This window comes from Pseudomaricurvus alcaniphilus, assembly GCF_011440395.1.
Lineage (GTDB): Bacteria > Pseudomonadota > Gammaproteobacteria > Pseudomonadales > Cellvibrionaceae > Pseudomaricurvus > Pseudomaricurvus alcaniphilus.
In genome coordinates, this window is sequence record NZ_JAAOIX010000004.1 from 284,907 (window position 1) to 305,478 (window position 20,572).

Genomic DNA, 20,572 nt, shown 5'->3' on the forward strand with positions numbered 1-20,572 from the left:
GAGCCAGGAATGGTTGAGTAAAAGCAGTAAAAGGGGACTTTGTCCCCATTCTACGAGACGCCTTCTACCACCACATAGATCTTCTTCACCGTTTCGATGGTGCGCCACAGGCCCCGGTAACCGGGCTTCATAACAAAGCTGTCGCCGGCCCGGTAGATCACCGGCTCACCGCCCTCGGGTGTCAGTTCCGCCACCCCTTCGAGCAGATAGCAGAATTCAAAGGTATCGCCTTTGATCGACTTGTTGACCCCGGGGGTCGACTCGAAGATACCGGTCTTGATGCGACCATCGGCGGCAAGTTCCGCCGGCCATGCTTTGAGCAGCGGGTTGCCCTCCACCAGTCGCTCGGGGGCGACGCGGGATTCACGGGGCGCTTCTACAGGGTTCTGTACAATGGTTTTCAGCAGTGACATAAGCAATCTCTGGATGAGTAAAGACCTGACAGTGGCTCGGCGCCAATGTCGCCAGCGTAGAATTGTAGGTAATGCCGCTGCGCCACTGGCAGCTAATGACTGCAATCATTCGGCAGTTTTCGCCGTTTACCGCGCTGCCGACGGCACAAGTGGCTTGGCAGGTACCACACCCTCTCCCATAAAGGGGACGGAGTGAAGCTCCCCATACTACTGGGAGCGCCGTCGCAGAAAGGTGGCAAAGCGCGGCAGGCCCGTGGCTGTTGTACCGTGGTGTTTAAAGGTTATGGTGCTGCCCAGCGGCGGCGGGTTGCGTCGTTCGGCATCGGAGAAACCACTGCCGACCTTGAAACGCTGCCCGGACGGCAACTCCAACAGCAGGGAGCCCAGCAGCCCCCGATACTTGCCCCGGCCGGGCATATGAGCGACCACCACCGCTTCACCATCCTCATAGGTTTTCAGTTTCAGCAGGTCATCCGAACGCACGGCCCGGTAGTGGGAAGTGCCGCGATGCAACATCAGGCCCTCACCGCCGGCAGCCACGACCGCCTGCAAACGCGCCTGCAACTGCGCCTCGCTGGCGACGCGAAATTGGTCCACCAGGGCGAGGTAGCTGGATGGATGACCTCCGAGCAATTCGCGCATTCTCTGCAGGCGCTGATCAAAGTCACCGGGCTCCGCCGGCAGATCGAATACCATAAAGCGGATTCGTCGCCAGCTGTCCGCCTCTGGCCGTTGGCGCCGCACTGCACCGGACAGCCTGGCAAACGTACCCCGCCCCATCCACAGCTCACCGTCGAGGGGCTGCGCCGGAAAGCCCTCCGTAAACCAGACCGGCGCATGAATGGGATGTCCGCCACGGGAGAATAGTTGCGAGCCGTCCCAGTACGCCCTGACGCCGTCCAGCTTTTCACTTACCCAGTAATCGGCCAGCTGGATATCGCGCTGGTAGACATTGGCCAACATGAGCCCCGGCGGCTCGGGTGAGGGTACGGTGACTCGACCAGCCGCCGCCTCTGCTACCCACACACCACCGCCCAAACACCACAACACAATCCACAACCACCGGCTCATCAATCTCTCCCTGCTCATCCGCGGCGCATCCTGATAACGCAGTACCTACAGTAAGCGCTGGCACAACCAAGGCAATACCGAGCCGCCGCCCAAAGTCGCAAGCCCAGGGGTTTTACAAGAAAAATCAGTCCGAAGTAGCAACTGAAACTGAAGAAGGGGTCGAGAAAAACGGGATGGGGTGCTATGGGATGAAGGGATATCGAATGGAGTGCCGAAGCATAGTTGCCATTGGCTTATGGCCCCTTTTGCAATAAGAATTTCTGGTTTATCGAAAAGACGCTGTTGGATTTCGGTACAGGATTCAGGTGCTGGCAGTAAGGGGAAACCCCTCACCGGATGGTTCACGCGGAGTGAATACTACTAAAATATTGCGACAAAAATGGTGTTAATCGCCCGCTTGCATCCAGGCGACCAACACCACCGCTTACAGTAATAACATCAGAACTGATAAGCCACCGTTGCGGTCCAGGTTCTCGGGGCACCATAAAACGCCAGTTCGCCAGAAGCCAGGTTGTAGCCTCCGGTTTTATACTCCCTGTCCTGCAGGTTTTTCAGGTAGAGACTGACGGTCCAGTGCTCATCGCTGGAGTACCAGTTGGCGCTGGCATCCCACAAAATATAGGACTCATTCTGGTCGCAGCTGCAGAGGACATTGTTAAAGTTCCTGGAAGCGCCGCGATAAGACGCGGCCGTGTTCAAGGCCAGGCTGCCCGCAGTGTCGAGGTCAACCTTGTAGTTAAAGCCCAGCTGCGCAGTCCAGTCGGGGGCGTTCAGCATTTCCCAGCTATCGGAGACATCCACTCCGGCAGAGATCACTTCGATCAACTCGGCATTCATATAGCCAACTGCCAGCGAGGAGCTGAATGCAGGTGTAAACTGGGCAATAGCTTCCAGTTCAGCGCCCTTGATTTCAGCGGTACCGGCATTAACCACATCCGAGGAAAAGAACACCGGCTCCGGCTGGGCCTGCTGCACGGTAAGTTGCATGTCGGTGTAGTCCATATCAAATACGGCAAAATTCAAGCGCAACCGATCATTCAACAGCTGTGATTTTATGCCGGCTTCCCAGGTATCAACAATCTCCGGGTCATAACCCTTGGCCACATTGGGGTTGAGCGCGGCATTGCCACGCATATCAAAACCACCTGACTTAAAACCTTCCGCGTAGCTGATATAGACCATAATGTCGTCATTGATCTGCCAGTCCAGCTTGGCCGAGGGACTGACCTCGCTCCAGTCGTCTTTGGCCTCATCATCGCTAATATTTGTATCCTTCGGAGGCTCCAAAGGATCCAAAGAATCCAAAGGATACACCAGGGTATCGTCAGCGGGGTCGCCAAAGGTAAACCCGGAGCCCTGGGTGGTGGTATAGGGAAAGGAGTTGGCCGTTATGTAAGAAATACGATGGATGTTGGAATTCTTGTCATCCTTGGTGATTCTGACACCCGCGGTAAAGGTCAGCGTATCGGTGATATTGTAGCTACCGTTGAGATACGCGGACTCACTTACGGTATCGACATCGCCGCCGACCGCCAGGTCAAAATGGGTGCCGGAAAATGGATTCGAACCGTTTAACACTACGTCAAAAGCGCCGGCCGAATTGCCTTTAAAGTAGTAAAGACCGCCCACCAGGGCGAAACGGTCGGTAGTATAGTTGACCTGCAGCTCGTGGGATTGCTGCTCGTCAGTGTACTTGGCGGGCACATCAAAGGCGTCCAATGGCGTGCCTTCAAAGTCAATAAACTGCTGGGTTTCGCCCTCCCGATCGGCATAAATATACTTGATTGAAAGCTGCTCGTTAACGTCATATTGGGCGGTAAGGGAAAAGCCCTGGTTTTCAACATTGGAGCGATGGGTGGTGCCGCAGGCTGAGTCATAGGGATCGCCGGAGGCCATAAACAACTCCGAGGTGCCGGGGTTTATCAAACCGGTCTGGTTCGACTGGGTGCCGCAAAGCTGATTGGAATCATCGTCGGTTTTATCGGCGGAAAAACGAAAAAACAACTGCTCTGTCGGCGTGTATTCAACACTGACCCGGCCGACCAGCACATCCTTGTTGTAGTTATCCACTGAGCTGGAAAACAAGCCAGTATCAATATCGTAACCGGTTAGCACCTTGCCGTAGCCATCGCGATCCATTTTTGATACCGCGCCGCCGATATACAGCTGGTTTTCAATAATCGGCATTTGGCCGGCCAGGGTGAATTCCTGCTGGTCATAGGCACCGGTACTGACCGTTACTTTGGCGTTGGCTTCACCGCTCATCTTTTTGGTAACGTATTTTATCGCACCGCCGACGGTATTTTTTCCATACAGCGTGCCCTGGGGGCCGCGCAATATTTCAATCCGCTCCACATCGAATACGTCGATCACCGCGGCTTGCGGGCGCGCATAATACACATCGTCTACATAGACTCCGACGCCAGGTTCAAAGCCCCACAGTGGATCCTGCTGGCCAACGCCGCGTATGTAGGCAGTGAGCGTTGAATTGGTGGCGCGACTGGCCCGCAGCTGGGTATTGGGTGAGCTTTTTTCCAGTTCAATCAAACTGGTAACGCCTTTATTTTCCAGTTCAACACCAGTCAGGGCAGTGATTGACACGGGAACTTTCTGCAGGCTTTGCTCACGCTTTTGTGCGGTGACAATAATTTCTTCCAAACCTTCGTTGTTACCAGCCTGCTGAGCCCAGCTCAATCCCGAGAGTGGACTGGCAACAACGGCAAGAGTGATGGCGGCGGCAAGTCGTTTTCTATTCATATTATAATTTTTCATAGGGCACCTGTTCGCTAGATTTAGGATGGGCTGTCTTGCTGATCTTTATCGGACGATAACCGTTACCACGCTATCTAACAGTTATAATTTTAGTGTTTTCAACAGTTGTTGAAAGTAGCTGGAAATATATTCATCAGCTGTTGAATTGTCAAGCGCAATTTTTCGACGCTATCGGCATGCTTGTTTCAGGCTGGCCGGGCCGAGCCCGCTTATGATAAAAATCGTCGAAAATACAATGGTATAAATCGCTGCAAAAGCCGGGTTTAGCGGCCGCGCCGGGGCAACCGTGGGTATAGGGAACGGTCGAAATTTCGTTGACCTGGGCATCTTGCAGCCAGGCTGGATGTAACTGTCGGCAACCACAGACATTCAAGTTTGCAGGCTAGCGGGAAACGTCTCGCTTGAGTTCAGGATTGGCTTCAGGCAATATATTCAACACATGTTGAAAATTGAGTTTTGGAGTGTCGACAACCACTCGCACCAACTCTCTACGACAGCAACTCTTTCAAACAGGCAATTCTCTAAAACCAAAGCTGCAAAGCAAAAGGGCAAAGTATGAATAAAAAAACAGCCTTGATTACCGGCGCCGCCAGCGGCATTGGGTTGGCGATTGCTGCCAACCTGGCACGACAAGGTCACAGTGTATGCCTGACCGATGTCAATAAAGAGGCTGTGCAGCAGGCGGCAGAGGTTTTACGACAAGAGCGGCTCGATGTATTTGCACAACCACTTGATGTCACCAGCGATACGGCCATCGATGCTGTTGTCACTGCTGTTGCCAAGCGAACCGGCGCGATTGATATCCTGATCAACAATGCCGGCCTGCAACATGTGTCGAGGTTGGAAGATTTTCCGGTGGATCGCTGGCGCCTGCTGATTGAGGTGTTGTTGGTCGGCCCCTCTATGCTGACCCGCGCCGTGTTACCGCTAATGCGCGAGCACAACTACGGCCGCATTATCAATATAGGTTCCATTCACTCGCTGGTTGCATCGCCACATAAAAGTGCTTATGTGGCCGCCAAGCACGGTCTATTGGGTTTTTCCAAAACCGTAGCGCTGGAAACCGCCGACCAGGATATTACGATCAACACCATCTGCCCGGCCTATGTGAAAACGCCGCTGGTAGAACAGCAGATCGCCAACCAGGCAAAGGAATACGGCATTTCGGAGCAGGATGTGATCAATAAAATCATGCTCGAACCAATGCCCAAAAAGAGCTTTATTGCCATGGATGAACTGGAAGGTGCGGTGAATTATTTGATTGATAATGTCTCCCGCAATATCACCGGCCAGCAGTTGGTACTGGATGGCGGCTGGACCGCAAAGTAACGCCTGCCTTTGCACCACAAAAATGGCTGGACTTCAGCGCAGAGAACGCCAATCATTCGTCTATTTGAAGAAAAAGGCGCCTGTTTTATGCACCCAAACTCCCAGCTCCCCCAAAAGCCGGAAACCTTCCGCGGCTTAAACTATCCCTTTGGGCGACGAGCCGCCCCGGCGCCGACCGAACCCGTGCAAATTGCCCCGGGGGTCTACTGGGCCCGGTTCCCCATGCCGATGGCGCTGGATCACATCAATATCTGGTTGCTGGAAGACGGTGACGGCTGGACGGTAGTGGACACCTGCCTGGACTTTGCCGGCAGCCGCGAACAGTGGCAGCAACTGTTCCAGGGCTTTATGGGCAACAAGCCGGTGAAACGCGTCATTTGCACCCACCTGCACCCGGACCATGTGGGTCTGGCCGGCTGGCTGGTGGAGCGCTTCAATACCGAGTTGTGGATGACCCGCTCCGAATTCCTGATGTGCCACGCCATGGTGGACGATACCGGGCGCGAGGCGCCGAAAGTTGCCCTGAACTTCTACCAAGGGGCCGGCTACGACGAGCAACAACTGCAGCGCTATCGCGACAAATTTGGCAATTTTGGCCGCTATGTCGCGCCGCTGCCGGAGAGCTTGCGGCGCCTGGTCGATCGGGAAACGCTGGATATCGGTGGCAACTACTGGCAGGTCATCGTCGGCAGCGGCCACTCCCCGGAGCACGCCTGCCTGTATTGCCCGGCGCTCAAACTGCTGATTTCCGGCGACCAGATACTGCCGCGCATCACCTCCAACGTCAGCGTCTTTCCCACCGAACCCAACGGCAATCCCCTGCAGGAGTGGTTGGCCTCCTGCATTCGCATCCGCGCATTACTACCTGACGACCTGCTGGTGCTGCCCTCCCACGAAGCCCCCTTCTACGGCATAGCTACCCGCCTGACCCAACTGATCGAATTGCACCACCGGGACCTGCAGGCACTCTACCAGCACTTGCAGGAACCCCGTCGGGCGGTGGACTGCTTCCCGGCCCTGTTCAAGCGCACCATTAAAGGCGACGATTTGGGCATGGCTACCGGCGAAACCCTGGCCCACCTCAACTACCTGCTGCACTCACACCAAATATTGCGTGAGCAAGACGCGCAAGGGGTCTATTGGTATCGGCAGCTGCCGCAATATGACTCCTTTGATTAGAGCCGGTATTTTGCCTGTCAGGTAGCCTTACCGACTGCGGCAACAGCGGCGATAACGCCAGAATATGGATGCGAGCGTATTTCGGCCCAGCGCTTTTCTGCCCAGTGCTTTTCCAGATAGTACAATTGCCTATTTATTTAGCCTTTAGGGAGGATAACTTATGAACAAAACAGCCGTTATTACGGGTGCCAATCGCGGCATTGGCCTGGAACTGGTGAAACACTATCTAAAGCTTGGCTGGCAGGTGTATGGCATATGCCGGGAAGCGAGCGAAGCATTAAAAAGCTCCGGCGCGACGGTGGTGGCGGGAATTGATGTTGCCGCCGCCGCTTGCACTTCGCGCCTGCAAACTGCCTTGCAGAAAGTGAAAATTGATTTGCTGATCAACAACGCTGGCATTTTACGGGATGAGCGTTTGGGTGAATTAAACTTTGCGACGATTGAAGAACAGTTTCAAGTGAATACCCTGGGCCCGCTGCGGGTCACGGAAGCGCTGCTGGACAATATGGTGCAGGGGACCAAAGTGGCCCTGGTCACCAGTCGCATGGGTTCCATTGCCGACAACACCTCCGGCGGGCGTTACGGCTATCGAATGTCAAAGGCGGCCTTGAATATTGCCGGTGTGTCCCTGGCCCACGACTTGAAAGGGCAAGGGGTTGCGGTGGCTATTTTGCACCCCGGCTATGTGGCCACCGACATGGTGGGTGGCCGAGGCGATATAACACCTGAAGTCGCCGCTTCCCGTTTGGCGGCGCGCATCGAAGGTCTTACGCTGGAAAACTCAGGCACCTTCTGGCATTCCAATGGCGAGGTATTGCCCTGGTAAAAGCCTGTTCCGAGGATGCCCAAACAGCTGCTTGAAGCCAGTTACTTGAAGACAGCTACTTGAAGGCAGCAACTTGAAGACAGCCACTTGAAGGATCGCACCGAGGGCCCGATGTCCGGGCCCTGAGCGGCGTTCTCAACTCCGGGTAGGAGACTTTGACCACGCATCCGGCCTGCGGGGTGCTGCAAGCGTTCTGGCGGAGGGATGGGAGCGGTGACTCCACGTTGCACAGTGTAGGTAATCCGCCGGGGTGAATGATTGCGAATTCAGCCGGGAATCGCGACCATATTTAGCAGAAATTGCTAGAATCACTATATTGCTGATATATTCTGCCACATATCGAACAGTGAGAAATTCCGCTGCCTCTACAGGTGATTTTTGTGACAGATTCGACCCCTAAGCTGGACCGTTACGACCGCAAGATCTTGCAATTGCTGCAAGCCGACGCCCGTCTCAGCAACCAGGAGTTGGCCGATCGCATCGGCCTGTCGCCATCGCCGTGCCTGCGGCGGGTGAAAAGGCTGGAAGACACGGGCCTGATCGAAGGCTATCGAGCCATGCTCAACGCCCGCGCCCTGGGGCTGAAGTTGATGGCCTTTATCCAGATCAGCATGGACCGCCACACCCCCGACCGCTTTGACCAGTTTGAAGCGCAGATCGCCAGCTATCCGGAAGTACTGGAGTGCCACCTGATCACCGGGCACGACGCCGATTACCTGCTCAAGGTGATTGTCGACGATATGGATGGCTTTCAGCGGCTGTTGCTGGAGAAGATCACCCGTATCGAGGGCGTCACCGGGGTGCACTCCAGTTTCGTGCTGAAGTCGCCGTCCAGCAGGACGGCGCTGCCGTTATAAGGCCGCGCCCGTTTAACCGCGGCCGCTACTTGCTAGCAGGCGTAGACACCACCATTGATATCCAGGGTGGCGCCGGTGATAAAGCCGTCGTATTCGGCCGCCAAAAACTCGACCGCCCGGGCGACGTCATCCGCGTTGCCGGCTCTCTGGATGGGAATCCCGGCAATGGTTTGATCCGCAGATTCCTTGGTGGTGTGGGTATTGTGAAAGGACGTGCCCAGAATCAGGCCCGGGGCGACCGCGTTGACCCGGGTGCCCTGTGGTCCGAGTTCAGTGGACAGGGCCCGGGTAAAGGTAAGAATGGCGCCCTTGCTGGTGGCGTACACCAGCGAGCCGGGGTGACCGCCTTTACGACCCGCCAGTGACGCGAGATTCACAATGCTGCTGCTCTCGTGTTTGGCGAGATAAGGCGCGGCGGCGCGCGACACAAACATCATGGAAGTCAGGTTGATGTCCATAACCTTGTGCCAGAAAGCCGCCTCCATCTCATGCAACAGTTTCCGCGCCACCAGCGAGCCGGCGTTATTGATCAGTATATTGAGCCCGCCAAGAGCCTCGACGGTTTGCTCCACCATTGCCAGAGCCTCGGCCTCGTCGGTGAGGTCGGCGGCGATGGCAACGGCCTTTTGCCCCTTGCCCTGTGCATACGCGACCAACTGGTTGGCAGTATCAGCGCTGGAGAAATAGTGGATAGCGACGTTCGCCCCGCTGTCGATAAAGTGACGCGTGATGGACTCACCAATGCCTTGGGCGCCCGCGGTAATAAGAACGTTTTTTCCGGCCAGCTTTTCATTCATGTCTATTAAAACTCCACGTTAACAGGTAATTACAAACAGTGCTGGAAGCCCATCCAGGCTTCACCCCAGGTTGGATCAACCGGTTGAATCCGCGCCTGGCTGCCGGCAACAGGAGGACCTGTTCACCGAGGGCTGGCGCATAACTTACTTATAAGTGATATTTTCTGCTTCGTACTGATCGTTGTTCGCCCGTATCTTGCCGGTATCCTTCATCACCACGTCCTTGATGACCGTGATCGGCTCGCCGTTGGTCAGGTACAACTCGAGGGGCGCACTTTTGTTCCAGGTTGAGTCCGAGACAAACAGTTTTTGCACACCGTGGAAGTAGAGGGAGGCGCCCGACCTGTGGGTTGAACCCTTGCCGATATTGGTAAAGGTATTGTCGGTCACCGTCACCATGGGCCCGAAGGTACTCTCATCCGTACCGCCGCGATAAACGCTGGCGACCTCTTCCTTGATGTCGGTAAAGCTGTTGCCGGAAATCGTCAGGTTTTCAACGCTATAGACGCCTATGTCATCAACCTCTTTATTCAGCAGCAGGATGGCACCGGTGATATTGCTAAACTCCGAATCTATAATTTCGATGTAGTCAGCGAAAGTACCCGGGGTAGCCTTGAAAAAATAAAAGAAACCGTTGACATCGAGGTCAGTCACCTTGACGTTGCGAACCGACAGCGAGTAATTAATATTCATCGAATAACCGCTGGTCCTGATGACACTGTTGCCTTTGTAGTCAGGTGACTCGGCACCGTCGAACCAGAGGTTCTCAACTTCAAGCGCACCGCCATTTTCGATCACAATAAAACTGGGCTTTTCCGAGCGAATAATGGGTTTGTCGCCACTGGCGGCCTTGATGGTGATGGGGTGACGGATGCTGGCAAACTTGGTCAGCAAGTATTCGCCACCGTTTTCCAGCACTAGAATGTCCCCCGGGTTGCTGGCATCCAAGGCTGACAGCAATGTGTCGGTACCGGCTTTAACCGCGATGCTATCGCCGCTCTGGAAGGCAATGCCGGCCTCTGTTTTCGGGTAGAAGCTGGCACCGGTCTCTTCCCTGGTGACCGGCAACTTGACTTCGCCAAATGCGATTTGATCGACCAGGCTTTGTTCCGGCACCAGCAACCCGTGTTTATTTTTGCTCACCGCGTAGGGTACTTTTTTGAACCCGTACTGTAATTCAGCGGGCACCTTGGCCTCGTCGTTAATAATATTTCCCGCGAAAGCTATGCCGGAGACATCGTCGAACACCGTGATTGGGTCGAGATTGCTCTTGCCCATAATGATGTTGTTCTTGATCGCAGAGCGTGTCGGCGGCGCGGAACGCTCCTCATCGGCACCGGCACCGGCACCCAGTTGGATGTAATCACTGTCGATAACAATATTGTTGTTCATGACAGAATCAACCACCGGATCGTAGCGATTGGGCGGTGAATTGGGAACCCCGTTCATAATAACCAGTGCACCGCGCAACCTGTGCCCTGTCAGGCCGTACAGATAGTTGTTATTAACCGTCTGGTTCTCGTTAATGATTCGAATGCCACCGGTATTGGGCTTGCGGTTGCCGAGGAAATAGTTGTTTTCCACAGTGGTATAGTGGCCGTGGCGCATGGTCAGGGTGCCCTGGCTCTCAAAAATCACATTGTCGCGAAAGACATTGCCACAGGATTTATTGGAGATGATCTCATGCTCGCCGTTGACGCGGTCGAGAAAGTTCTTGCGCACAACCGTGTTTGAGTACTCGGTGGAAAAATGACTGGTACCAATTCTCAGGGTTTCGCCACCATTGGCACCGAGAATCTGTCTTGGGCCAAAGTAGTTGTATTCGATCACATGGTTGTTTTCGCGGCTAGCCTCGGTGTTGAGCCGCACCGCCAGAGTTACTCCGCGGTTGCGCTTATTGACCAGGGAGTTGTGATCGAACCTGTTGTTCTTGCCGTAGATAGCGACCCACAGATCTGACAATTGGCGCTCAGGGTTACTGAAGTTATCGATAACGACATTGGTCACCCGGGTATTATTCGCCAGCTCATCAATGGCGGTGCGAAAAGAGATCACTTCGCCGGTGGGTGTGTAGCCATCCTTGAACACCAGCCCCGAAACGACAAGGTGCTCGCCGGAAATACTGAGATTGGACTGGCCGGTAATAAACACCTTGCCGGGCGTTTGCGCCTGCAGCTCGATCGGCTTGTCGGGCAGGCCTTTGGCTTTAAACACCAGCTCTACGTCCTTCCAGGTCCCGTTGGCGAGAACGATCTTGTCACCGGGTTTCAGAGTCGCGACGGCCTTGTCAAACTGCTGGATGTTTTTTACAACCTTGGCACTGCTTATTTGCGCGAACGAAAAAAGCGCAAGAAACAGTAGAAAAGGGTAAAGGTGTAAGCGAGAGGGATTCCTCATGACTCTAAACTCCTGGTTTTTAGCATTAATTTTCCAAAAAATTGCCATGGCAAGGCGTGTGCTGGGAAATACGACTCCAGCGGTCGCTCTCCAGGGCATCCTTTTCGGCAAGCTGTAATTATTCCGTGGTTCAAGCTGCCCGACGTCAACTGTCCGCAGCCGGGCTGTTAAGTTTTGCCAATATCGTCTCCACTATCCCGGCCGGGGCCGGCTGCACATCAATCACCCAGCCGTAGTCGGGCAATTCAAGGGCATCGAGCTGGGAGCTCAGCAGCCGCACATCAAAGAAGTGCCCCTGGCGCGATGCCAGGCGCTCGGTTAGCAGCGCCTCAGAGCCGTGCAGAAACACCCACTTTATGGGTTCGCTGCAGTGCGACGCCAGTATCACCCGGTAGGCTTCCTTCAGCGCCGAACACGCCAGCACCGCGCCACTACTGCCCTGCCATGCAGACAATTTGAGCGCGAGGGTCTCAAGCCAGGGCTGCCTGTCCTTATCGTCCAGGGCTATCCCCGCCTTCATTTTCGCTATATTCGACTCCGGATGAAAATCATCAGCGTCATAAAAGCTGAGATCCAGCGCAGTGGCCAGCAGCTTGCCCACAGTGGACTTACCCGTTCCGGAGACGCCGCAAACAACTATAAGCATTTTCCGTTATCCGCCAAATTGAGCGACGAGCGCCAGCACGCCGTTGTATGAAATCATCAGGGAGAACAGGAACGCCAACCCCAGCATCGCATTGAGGAATTTGCCTGCCGCGTAACTCTTCATTAGTGCCCGGTTATTCACCATTATTGTGATCCCTGCGATCACCACAGGAAGAATAAACACATTGAAGACCTGGGTTAGTATTTGCCCTTTGACAGGGTTAATACCCAGAATCGGAATGGCCAGCGCCAGCACCGCCGCAATGCCGGTGATTATGCGGAATTGCCGGGACCGGGTATCCAGTTTGCCGGATTGGTAATCGGCGATCAACAGCGGCGCAATCAGCATGCAGGGAAACACCGAGGACAGACCTGCGGCGAGTGTGCCGAAAAAGAAAATGGTCAGGGACAGCCGGCCGGCAATCGGCTCCAACGCATTGACCATGTCCAGCACCTGGGTGACATTCTTGCCGTCGTGGTACAGGGCACCGTGGGCGACGGCCATGACCGAGCCACTGATGATAAATATCAGTATCGCTGCCACAATGGCGTCTTTCTTCTGCTGGCTCCTGTTTTCCATTGTCCAGCCCTTACCCTGGATAAACAGGGGGCGAGACAGAAAAGTCGCTGCTGCCATGGTGGTGCCAACGAAGGCAGCAACCATCATTTTGCCGCCCTCGACGTCGGGAATAGTGGGCAATAACCCCTGGATAACTTCGGCTGGCAAGGGGTGCACAAAAAACAGGGAAAGCACGAAAGACAGACCCATGCAGGTGACAAAAAACACCAGTACTTTTTCAAACAGGGTGTACTTGCCTATCAGCAGTATGGCGTACATGATGCAAATAATGACTGCCGCAATCGCGATTACGATGGCGTATTTGTGCGGCGAGATTGACGGCATATACAAGGCTGCCAACTCATAAATAATATTCGCCGAGATACCCAGAATCCCGATCAGGGAATTCCACTGGCCAAAGGTTATGCCGATGATGATAAGCAGGGCGATATACTTGCCGAATTTCAAATGCTTCTTGAAACTGTAGAGGGCCGTTTCGCCAGTCACCAGGCTGTAGTTGCCATAGGCGTACACCAGGGTCCCGGAGAACACGCAGCTCAGCAGCAACACCCACAGCAACTGCATGCCAAAGGTGCTCCCCGCAACGATCATCGAGGTCACACTGCCGGTGCCAATGGTGTAGCCAATTGCGAAAAAACCGGGCCCGAAACTCAAAATCTTTTTAATTATTGCCGTCATATCTATTCTTCATCACTCTAGTGCTTGCCAAATACCAGCTATCCACGGCTACATCACTTACCCGATGACTTGCTCGCTTTGATTTGCCTGGCAATTTCCTGGAATTCGTAAGTCGGGTAAAACTCCGTGGTAAAAGACCCCCAGGCGGACTTTTCCACCGCCAGGTTTAACCGTCTTAAATCCTTGGGCGCAACCTCCAGGGTGATAACCTGCCCCAACCCCATGGCCACATACCACGACTTTATCGCCATGCCCTCGGGCGGAAAGCTTTGCCAAAATTTGTTCTTGTCCTGGATCTCCTGCAATTCACCCAGGCTCTTGTCCTGTTGATGCTTGAGGACGATGGTGACCAGCACGGTATCACTGTCGATCGTGTAATCTTCTGCGTAACTGAAACCGCAGACGAGAAATAGCATTACAACAAAGAGACCTTTCATAAATCCTCCGGTATTGCATCAATTGAAAAATTTGTACTGCTGTTCGGTATGGAGAAAAAGATTTGCTGCGTCTGGCCACTGGGGTTCAACGCAGCAATGGTACAGTGGGCTGACGCCCGAATTGCTTGCAGCTATTGAAGCGGCCGGGCCAACTGCGAAAGGAAAACAGGTTTATCGCAGCTGCCCGGCACCTCATTGCTGTTTTTTAGAACTTGGCACGAACACCCATGGTGAAGCGACGGTCAGATTCCTGAACTTCCCACATGGCACCGGTCGCACCCCGGTTAACGGTAGGCTCACCGGTCAGGTTGGAAACGTTGGCCACCACACTGAAGGTTTCGTTGATATCCCAGTTGGCGGACAGGTCCCACTGCTCCAGTTCATCGCGGTAGTCGTTACCCGTGGTTGGATCATCAACACCGGGTGTCAGGTTGGCCACCAGTTCACCAATCCGCTCGACACGCTTCTGGCTGTTCTCATCCAGGAAGCCGTCGCGAAAGGTATAAGCCAGGCGAATACCAATGCCTTCGTACTCCCAGTACACCTGAAAGTTGTAGGAGTTCTCGGAAATGTCGGCCAGTGGCACACCATCCGGATCTTCACTTTCAGAGCGGGTGTAGTTGGCGTTGATACCCAAACCGGACCATGGCCCTGGCAGGAAGTCAAACCCCTGCTGGTAACCGATCTCAAAGCCCTGGATGGTACCGGACGAACCGTTGGTGGTGGTGGAGGTCAGAATTCCACGCCGGCCGGCTGCGTCAAAGGCATCAAACTCCGCCTGGTCATTGGTAAAGATGTAGTTGGAGGAGTCACCTGTGGCTGATGGCCGGATACAGATATTGCCGGGAATGGTCTTGTTCTGCAGTGCCAGCGCTTCAGGTTCGTAGGCACAGTAGGTATCGGTCTTCAGGAACGAGGCCACGGACTTGTAGAAAATAGTGGCCGATATCATATCGCCGGCACCGAAGTAGTGCTCAAACGCCAGGTCGAACTGGGTGGCCCGGTAAGGGTCCAGGTCGGGGTTGCCCCGGGTCGCGAGGATATAGTCACCGTTGAAGTTGTAAGTCGGGCTCAGCTGCTCGAAATCCGGACGCGCCATCACCTTGGCACCGGCAAAACGCATCAGCGTCTCGTCAGTAAGATTCACTGTAGCGTTAAAGCTGGGCAGGAAATCCTTGTAGGTGTTGCTTTCCCGTACCAGTGCAGTACCGTCCTGGTTGTAGGCCGTAGAGGTAATCTCGGTTTCAACCAGACGCCCACCGATAACAAACCGCACATGATCGAAATCCATATTGGCTTGCAGATAAAACGCATCTGAAGATTCGGTGATATTGGCGAAGGAGCTCTTCAACTCTGACATGTTATCCGCCAGGGTGCCGGTAGTGGCAAAGTTGGTATTTGCCAGCAACTGTTGCACCCGTGCGAAGGTTGCCTCGGTATTCTGCAGCAATTTGCCATCATAGACCGAAAACGCGGTTAAATCGCTTGGCCCTGCCATGCCGGAATGCTCGAACGCATCACCGGTCACATCCGGCGTAATGATGATTCCGGGGAATTGTGCGGCGATATCATCCTGCCAGATAACAATCGGGTTGCCATTGGCATCGGTCACGTCTCTGTGCAGATTGGCCTGGCGGAACTGATTCTCCGTTTTGTTGTACTCATTGTCCGCTGTGCGATAGCCGGCCTTAATGGAAGAAAGCCACTCCAGTCCACCGGGGTTAAAGTACTCAACGTCGAGACGAAATGCCTCTTCCTCATTGTCGATCCTGGCTTCTTCATGGCGGAATTCGCGCAGCGCCAGGTTTTCGGTCAACAGGTAGGGGTTGCCACCATCGTAGATAACACTGGCGGCCTGGTTGCTGCCATTGATCACTGTGCCGTCGGGACGGTACTCGTTGGAAGCGGCCGGGTTGGCGGCTTCGGCAACCGGATCGATCGAGCGCCAGTTGAACTCGGAACTCGGTACAAGGGAGTTGGATTCCGCAGTGGAGTATTCAGCGGACACCTTGAGTTGCTCGGTAAAGTTCCACTCACCACCAAAGGCGATGGATTCCGAGTCTGTCTCGCGGAATTCACTCCAGGTCTTGGGAATGATCAGCGCGTTTTCGATGCGGTAATTGTTGAGCGCGCCGGAGCTGTCTTCGAAGGTATCACTGGTGGCAACCGGGGTCTCGCCAGCGTGCAGAATGGAGTAGGCTTCCTGGCCACCCGAGCGCTCGGTGGCATTCAGGTCGAGGTAGAAACTGCCGGCTTCTGACGCGGGTGCCCACTGCATGGACAGGTTATACGCCTTGCGCTCGCGCTCTTCGATAAAGGGCTCAAACTTGTGCTCGCTCGGAACAATATAGTCGCCACTGGGCGTGTTAACTGCATCGGGCAGGCCGATAGCCGCGCCGTCATAGACAAACTGACTGACCTGGAAGGTATCCTGGCGCAGGGTGCGATCCTGGTAGGAGATCATGCCCATCAAACCAAAGCTACCCGCGTCACCCAGGTCCCAGCTGTCACCAGCAGCAACGCTCATGACCGGCGCCCACTCTTCCGACTTGTCGGCGTATTCAGCATCCGCAGAGATGGCGAGGATCCGCTCTTCGAGATCCAGCGGCTTGGCCGTTTTCAGGCTGATGGTACCACCCAGGGCGCCCTCAACCATTTCCGGGGTGGGTGACTTTACGACTTCAACCGCGGACAGGAAGCTGGCGGGAAAGTCCTGGAAGTTAACGCCGTTGCGGCCGTCGCCCATGGTGGAGCGACCGTTCAATTCAACCCGGTTTTGGGGCAGGCCGCGGATGGAAACCTCAGAGCCAACACCGAAATCGCGGTTGATAGAGACGCCGGTAACCCGCTGCAGCGCTTCGGCAATATTGTTGTCGGGCAGCTTGCCAATATCCTCGGCGACAATCGCATCGGCGATCCGGTCCGAGTTCTGCTTCATATCTGCTGCGGCCTGCATACTGCGGCGAATACCGGTCACGGAGACCTCTTCCAGCATGGCGGCTTCTTCAGCGTACGATGCAATAGGAAACGCAGAGGCGGAAGCAATGGCGCTGGCGAGGAGTGTCAACTTCAGGTCGCGGCGTATGTTCATACCGGCGAAGTGTTTCTGGTGTTTTGTGTTCATGATGCCCACCCTATTTATAGGTTGTAATGATGTGGTTGTATTACTGCTATGGCGTTACTGCTGAGGCGTTTGCCAGCCCAGGCAATACAACCAATCACTCGGTATCAGTAATAACGTTATGTATTACATATTAGCAATTATTGGTAATACTATATTGTCTATCTAGAGCGATGTAGCGTTGGCGTTAAACCCGCGAAACCACTGACGAATTTACTGGCGCAGGGAAATCAGCGTTTTCGCTACTCCCTTGATAACAGCCTAGACAGGGAAGCTGTCTGGCCTTACCAAGGGTGTACGGTCCACCCAACCCGCGCACTACCAGTACCTATAACTACAACGATTTGTAAGATACTAAATCGGTTTATTAAATGCAACCTTGTTTGACATAATTTTTTAACAGCAACGCAAATAAACCCTTCAGCCAGCGCGGACACCTCCAGGATGCTGACATCAGGCAAATTGAGCGGCACAGCGCCGCCCCGGAGAGACGAGGTGCCGAAACCTGGGGGGTACCGGCATCAAGGGGGAGAGAACGGCCCATCTGGCGGGCGACTATGAGGGGCGAGCATGGGGCAGCAACGGGGGGCTGCGGCAACTGTTATTCCAGCAACCACAACTGCGCGCTGGGGTTAAGGGGCTGTGGACGGGGACGTGTGGACGGGGACGGAGGGATTATTTTTTAACCAGCGGACTCTGAACTTGTCCCTCCCTCAGGCAGGTGTCAGGCTTTTGATTCAGCTGTACACCAGATATCCAACCGCATTTACATCAATAACATTTCCAGCTTAATAATGAAGCAGCGCCCAGGCTGTTTACCCCGCTGCATTAGCTGGCAGGGCATGCCCAATTAAATTGTTGCATGCCCACCTTGGTGTTTTTTAAAGCCGGCCGGGTCAGAAGCTGGTCAAAATTTAATCCCTCCGTCCCGAATGGTACTTACTTTAGACTGTCATCCGCGCGAAGGCGGGTCTATCAACGGCTGCCCGGCCGCTCGCGAGCTGGTCGATGTCATCCCCGCGCAGGCGGGGATCCAGCGTTTCAGGACACATATAACGCAGGTCCCTGGATTCCCGCCTGCGCGGGAATGACAAGCTGGATCTTTCGCAACTTAAGTAAGTGCCATTCCCCTCCGTCCCCTTTTCCGCAGGTCAGCGATTGACGTCGACCACCAGCCGGCCTTTTACCTTGCCGGCCAGCACGTCCTCAGCCACGACCAGCGCTTGCTTCAGGTCGATCTCGGTCACCATGGCTTCCAGCTTTGCCTTGTCCAGATCCCGCGCCAGTCGCGCCCAAGCCGCCTGGCGCGGTGCGGTCGGCGCCATGACACTGTCGATACCACACAGGGTCACACCGCGCAGGATAAACGGCGCCACCGAGGCGGGAAAATCCATACCCTGGGCCAGGCCACAGGCAGTGACCACACCGCGATAGCGCGTCTGGGCGCAGGCGTTCGCCAGGGTAAAACTGCCCACGGCATCAACCACTCCAGCCCAGCGCTCGCGCTGCAGGGGCTTGCCCTTTTCCGACAGGGTGGCCCGGTCGATTATAGAACTGGCACCCAGGGACTTGAGGTAATCCTCCTCGGCCGCCTTGCCGGTGGACGCGACCACCTTGTAACCGGCGGCCGACAGCAACGCGATGGCCACACTGCCCACGCCACCGCTGGCGCCGGTGACCAGAATTTCGCCCGAATCCGGCTGCACGCCGTGAGCATCCAGGGCATCGACACACAAGCTGGCGGTGTAGCCGGCGGTACCAATGGCCATCGCCTCCCTGCTGGAAAACGCCGCCGGCAGCTCGATCAGCCAATCGCCGTTGAGGCGCGCGCGCTGGGACAAGCCACCCCAGTGCCCCTCACCCACACCCCAGCCATTGAGCACCACGCGATCACCTTGTTTCCAGTTGTCGTGCTGGCTTTCGAGTACTGTACCGGCCAAATCGATACCGGGAACCATGGGAAACTTGCGCACCACTGGCGATTTACCGGTAATCGCCAGGGCGTCCTTGTAGTTGATGGTGGAATAATCCACCTGCACCAAAACGTCGCCCTCAGGCAACTGGCTCTGCTCCAGCTCGGCGACAGCCGCTGTCTGAGTTGCGCCTTCTGGCTTGTCGATAACAATGGCGTTAAACATAGTGATCCTTCCGCTTACTTGAATAGATTATGAGTGGGAATGGAAATCGACAGCAACGGCTTGAAACCAGGGGGCTTGCCCTGCCGACCAGCAAGTACACCGTTACAGAATGCTACCAGTCGTGACTGCAATTACCACCCGACCAACGTCGTAGGCTGTGGGCGATAAGAACTCATGCGCCTTCAGGTGATAATGTTACAGCAGGTCAGCCAACCGTGCTCGGTGAACAATTGTCGGGTTGCGGCACAGAATCGGTTTGATTCCGGAGTATTTATTGGCAGCACCCAGTAAGCACTTATCGGAGCAAGCTTACACGGCGCTTGCCAATACAAGCTACCAAAGGCATAAACTCAGCTACCACGAGTCAGCCCGTGATAAGCAACAGCTCTGCTGCTAAATCCAGCCGCTGCAGGGCAATCCATTAACCGGGACATTGTCAGGGTGCGCCCTTCGCTTTTGCGGAGGTCAAATTGTCGATAAACGACTCAAACCCCCGGCGTGCGGGGGCATCATCGTAGCGCGGATCACCGTGTTGATAGCCGGGATTCAATTCCAGGGTTACAGGTACTTGCAGCTGCTGAAGCCTGGCAGCGAGTTGCCGGGACTGGCTGAACGGCACCATACCGTCAGCGGTGCCGTGTAATAAATAAACCGGCGGTGCCGTTGATGTGGCGTAGGTGGTCGGGCTGGCGCTACGGGCTTTGGCCGCACAGTCGCTGGGGCTTTGGCCGCAGCCCAAAAGTTTCACTTCAGGGCTGGTCGGATTAAACGGCTCATTGCGGCTGAGCATTTCAGTTAAATCATAAACTCCGTACCAGCCAACAAACCCCTGAACCTGTTCGGAATACTGCTTGTTACCCGATTCTATAAACTCGATATTGCCAGTAGCTCCAGCCATCGATAGAAAACCTGCCATATGTCCGCCCGCGGAGTTACCCATGGCGATGATCCGGTCTGCGGCCAGGTTGTGAGTACCGGCATTTGCCCGCAGCCAGCGGATAGCGGCTTTTGCTTGCTGGCCCTGTACCGGCCAATGTGCTTTGTCGCTGAGTGAATAATCGATGGCGGCTATGGCGTAGCCACGCTGCAGCTGGGCCAGGACAAATTTCTTGATGGTTTTCTTACTGCCGGACTGCCAACCGCCCCCAAAAAAATAGGCGATAACACCCCTCTGCTCTATCCCCCGCGGCAGATAAATATCCAGCTTAAGCGCTTCATCTGCATAGGTCGCATAGACAGCATCTGCAATATCTGGCGTTATTGTCACTTCCGCCACCGGCCTGTTCTCGAAGAATGGCACGTCCAGGTTAGCGTTTTGTTGGGCTGAATGCT

Annotated in this window: 15 protein-coding genes; 4 read left to right on the forward strand and 11 right to left on the reverse strand. The window is 55.0% G+C overall.

Annotation, left to right across the window (positions count from 1 at the left end):
* Positions 1-50: 50 nt before the first annotated feature.
* From G8764_RS11250 to G8764_RS11260, 3 genes are all read right to left on the reverse strand, one after another.
* Positions 51-413: a cupin domain-containing protein gene (locus G8764_RS11250; RefSeq protein ID WP_166164728.1), complete on the reverse strand. Its 363-nt coding sequence runs from the start codon at positions 411-413 to the stop codon at positions 51-53.
* Positions 414-620: 207 nt separating this feature from the next.
* Entirely contained in the window at positions 621-1,484 is an 864-nt protein-coding gene (locus tag G8764_RS11255) for a DNA ligase (RefSeq protein WP_166164729.1), read from the reverse strand.
* A 438-nt stretch (positions 1,485-1,922) separates the two neighbouring features.
* Positions 1,923-4,241 carry a TonB-dependent receptor gene (locus tag G8764_RS11260; protein WP_166164730.1) on the reverse strand — a complete coding sequence of 773 codons (2,319 nt, stop codon included), beginning with the start codon at positions 4,239-4,241 and terminating at the stop codon, positions 1,923-1,925.
* Between the two features lie 570 nt (positions 4,242-4,811).
* Between G8764_RS11260 and G8764_RS11265 the strand changes: the two genes are divergently transcribed.
* The 4 genes from G8764_RS11265 to G8764_RS11280 all read left to right on the forward strand — a co-directional run bounded on the left by G8764_RS11265 (position 4,812) and on the right by G8764_RS11280 (position 8,447).
* The gene (locus G8764_RS11265) at positions 4,812-5,585 is read left to right on the forward strand and encodes a 3-hydroxybutyrate dehydrogenase (RefSeq protein ID WP_166164731.1); all 774 of its coding nucleotides are present in this window, start codon (positions 4,812-4,814) and stop codon (positions 5,583-5,585) included.
* An 87-nt stretch (positions 5,586-5,672) separates the two neighbouring features.
* On the forward strand, positions 5,673-6,764 hold the full coding sequence (locus G8764_RS11270; RefSeq protein WP_166164732.1) for an MBL fold metallo-hydrolase: 1,092 nt from the start codon (positions 5,673-5,675) through the stop codon (positions 6,762-6,764).
* Positions 6,765-6,924: 160 nt separating this feature from the next.
* Complete coding sequence (locus G8764_RS11275) at positions 6,925-7,590, forward strand: SDR family oxidoreductase (RefSeq protein ID WP_166164733.1); 666 nt, start codon at positions 6,925-6,927, stop codon at positions 7,588-7,590.
* A gap of 380 nt (positions 7,591-7,970) precedes the next feature.
* Complete coding sequence (locus G8764_RS11280; RefSeq protein WP_166164734.1) at positions 7,971-8,447, forward strand: Lrp/AsnC ligand binding domain-containing protein; 477 nt, start codon at positions 7,971-7,973, stop codon at positions 8,445-8,447.
* Positions 8,448-8,479: 32 nt separating this feature from the next.
* Here G8764_RS11280 and G8764_RS11285 read toward each other — a convergent pair whose 3' ends face one another.
* The 8 genes from G8764_RS11285 to G8764_RS11320 all read right to left on the reverse strand — a co-directional run bounded on the left by G8764_RS11285 (position 8,480) and on the right by G8764_RS11320 (position 20,507).
* Entirely contained in the window at positions 8,480-9,244 is a 765-nt protein-coding gene (locus G8764_RS11285; RefSeq protein ID WP_166164735.1) for an SDR family NAD(P)-dependent oxidoreductase, read from the reverse strand.
* Positions 9,245-9,388: 144 nt separating this feature from the next.
* A complete protein-coding gene (locus G8764_RS11290) occupies positions 9,389-11,641 on the reverse strand; it encodes a chondroitinase-B domain-containing protein (protein ID WP_166164736.1) in 2,253 nt (750 codons plus the stop codon).
* Positions 11,642-11,786: 145 nt separating this feature from the next.
* Complete coding sequence (locus G8764_RS11295; protein ID WP_166164737.1) at positions 11,787-12,287, reverse strand: gluconokinase; 501 nt, start codon at positions 12,285-12,287, stop codon at positions 11,787-11,789.
* 6 nt (positions 12,288-12,293) lie between these two features.
* A complete protein-coding gene (locus G8764_RS11300) occupies positions 12,294-13,544 on the reverse strand; it encodes an Nramp family divalent metal transporter (protein ID WP_166164738.1) in 1,251 nt (416 codons plus the stop codon).
* Between the two features lie 53 nt (positions 13,545-13,597).
* Positions 13,598-13,981, reverse strand: a complete 384-nt coding sequence (locus tag G8764_RS11305; RefSeq protein ID WP_207951824.1) for a hypothetical protein — start codon at positions 13,979-13,981, stop codon at positions 13,598-13,600.
* 205 nt (positions 13,982-14,186) lie between these two features.
* Positions 14,187-17,105, reverse strand: coding sequence for a TonB-dependent receptor (locus tag G8764_RS11310; RefSeq protein WP_243748735.1), 2,919 nt, complete (start codon positions 17,103-17,105; stop codon positions 14,187-14,189).
* A 1,148-nt stretch (positions 17,106-18,253) separates the two neighbouring features.
* Positions 18,254-19,240: an acrylyl-CoA reductase (NADPH) gene (gene acuI, locus G8764_RS11315; protein WP_166164739.1), complete on the reverse strand. Its 987-nt coding sequence runs from the start codon at positions 19,238-19,240 to the stop codon at positions 18,254-18,256.
* A 436-nt stretch (positions 19,241-19,676) separates the two neighbouring features.
* Complete coding sequence (locus G8764_RS11320) at positions 19,677-20,507, reverse strand: alpha/beta hydrolase fold domain-containing protein (protein WP_166164740.1); 831 nt, start codon at positions 20,505-20,507, stop codon at positions 19,677-19,679.
* Between the last annotated feature and the right edge of the window lie 65 nt (positions 20,508-20,572).

What these genes read in the sequence shown, in the direction of transcription:
- G8764_RS11250 (WP_166164728.1), bottom strand. Translation starts at nt 413, where the DNA reads ATGTCACTGCTGAAAACCATTGTACAGAACCCTGTAGAAGCGCCCCGT.
- G8764_RS11255 (WP_166164729.1), bottom strand. Translation starts at nt 1,484, where the DNA reads ATGAGCCGGTGGTTGTGGATTGTGTTGTGGTGTTTGGGCGGTGGTGTG.
- G8764_RS11260 (WP_166164730.1), bottom strand. Translation starts at nt 4,241, where the DNA reads ATGAATAGAAAACGACTTGCCGCCGCCATCACTCTTGCCGTTGTTGCC.
- G8764_RS11265 (WP_166164731.1), top strand. Translation starts at nt 4,812, where the DNA reads ATGAATAAAAAAACAGCCTTGATTACCGGCGCCGCCAGCGGCATTGGG.
- G8764_RS11270 (WP_166164732.1), top strand. Translation starts at nt 5,673, where the DNA reads ATGCACCCAAACTCCCAGCTCCCCCAAAAGCCGGAAACCTTCCGCGGC.
- G8764_RS11275 (WP_166164733.1), top strand. Translation starts at nt 6,925, where the DNA reads ATGAACAAAACAGCCGTTATTACGGGTGCCAATCGCGGCATTGGCCTG.
- G8764_RS11285 (WP_166164735.1), bottom strand. Translation starts at nt 9,244, where the DNA reads ATGAATGAAAAGCTGGCCGGAAAAAACGTTCTTATTACCGCGGGCGCC.
- G8764_RS11290 (WP_166164736.1), bottom strand. Translation starts at nt 11,641, where the DNA reads ATGAGGAATCCCTCTCGCTTACACCTTTACCCTTTTCTACTGTTTCTT.
- G8764_RS11295 (WP_166164737.1), bottom strand. Translation starts at nt 12,287, where the DNA reads ATGCTTATAGTTGTTTGCGGCGTCTCCGGAACGGGTAAGTCCACTGTG.
- G8764_RS11300 (WP_166164738.1), bottom strand. Translation starts at nt 13,544, where the DNA reads ATGACGGCAATAATTAAAAAGATTTTGAGTTTCGGGCCCGGTTTTTTC.
- G8764_RS11305 (WP_207951824.1), bottom strand. Translation starts at nt 13,981, where the DNA reads ATGAAAGGTCTCTTTGTTGTAATGCTATTTCTCGTCTGCGGTTTCAGT.
- G8764_RS11310 (WP_243748735.1), bottom strand. Translation starts at nt 17,105, where the DNA reads ATGAACACAAAACACCAGAAACACTTCGCCGGTATGAACATACGCCGC.
- acuI (WP_166164739.1), bottom strand. Translation starts at nt 19,240, where the DNA reads ATGTTTAACGCCATTGTTATCGACAAGCCAGAAGGCGCAACTCAGACA.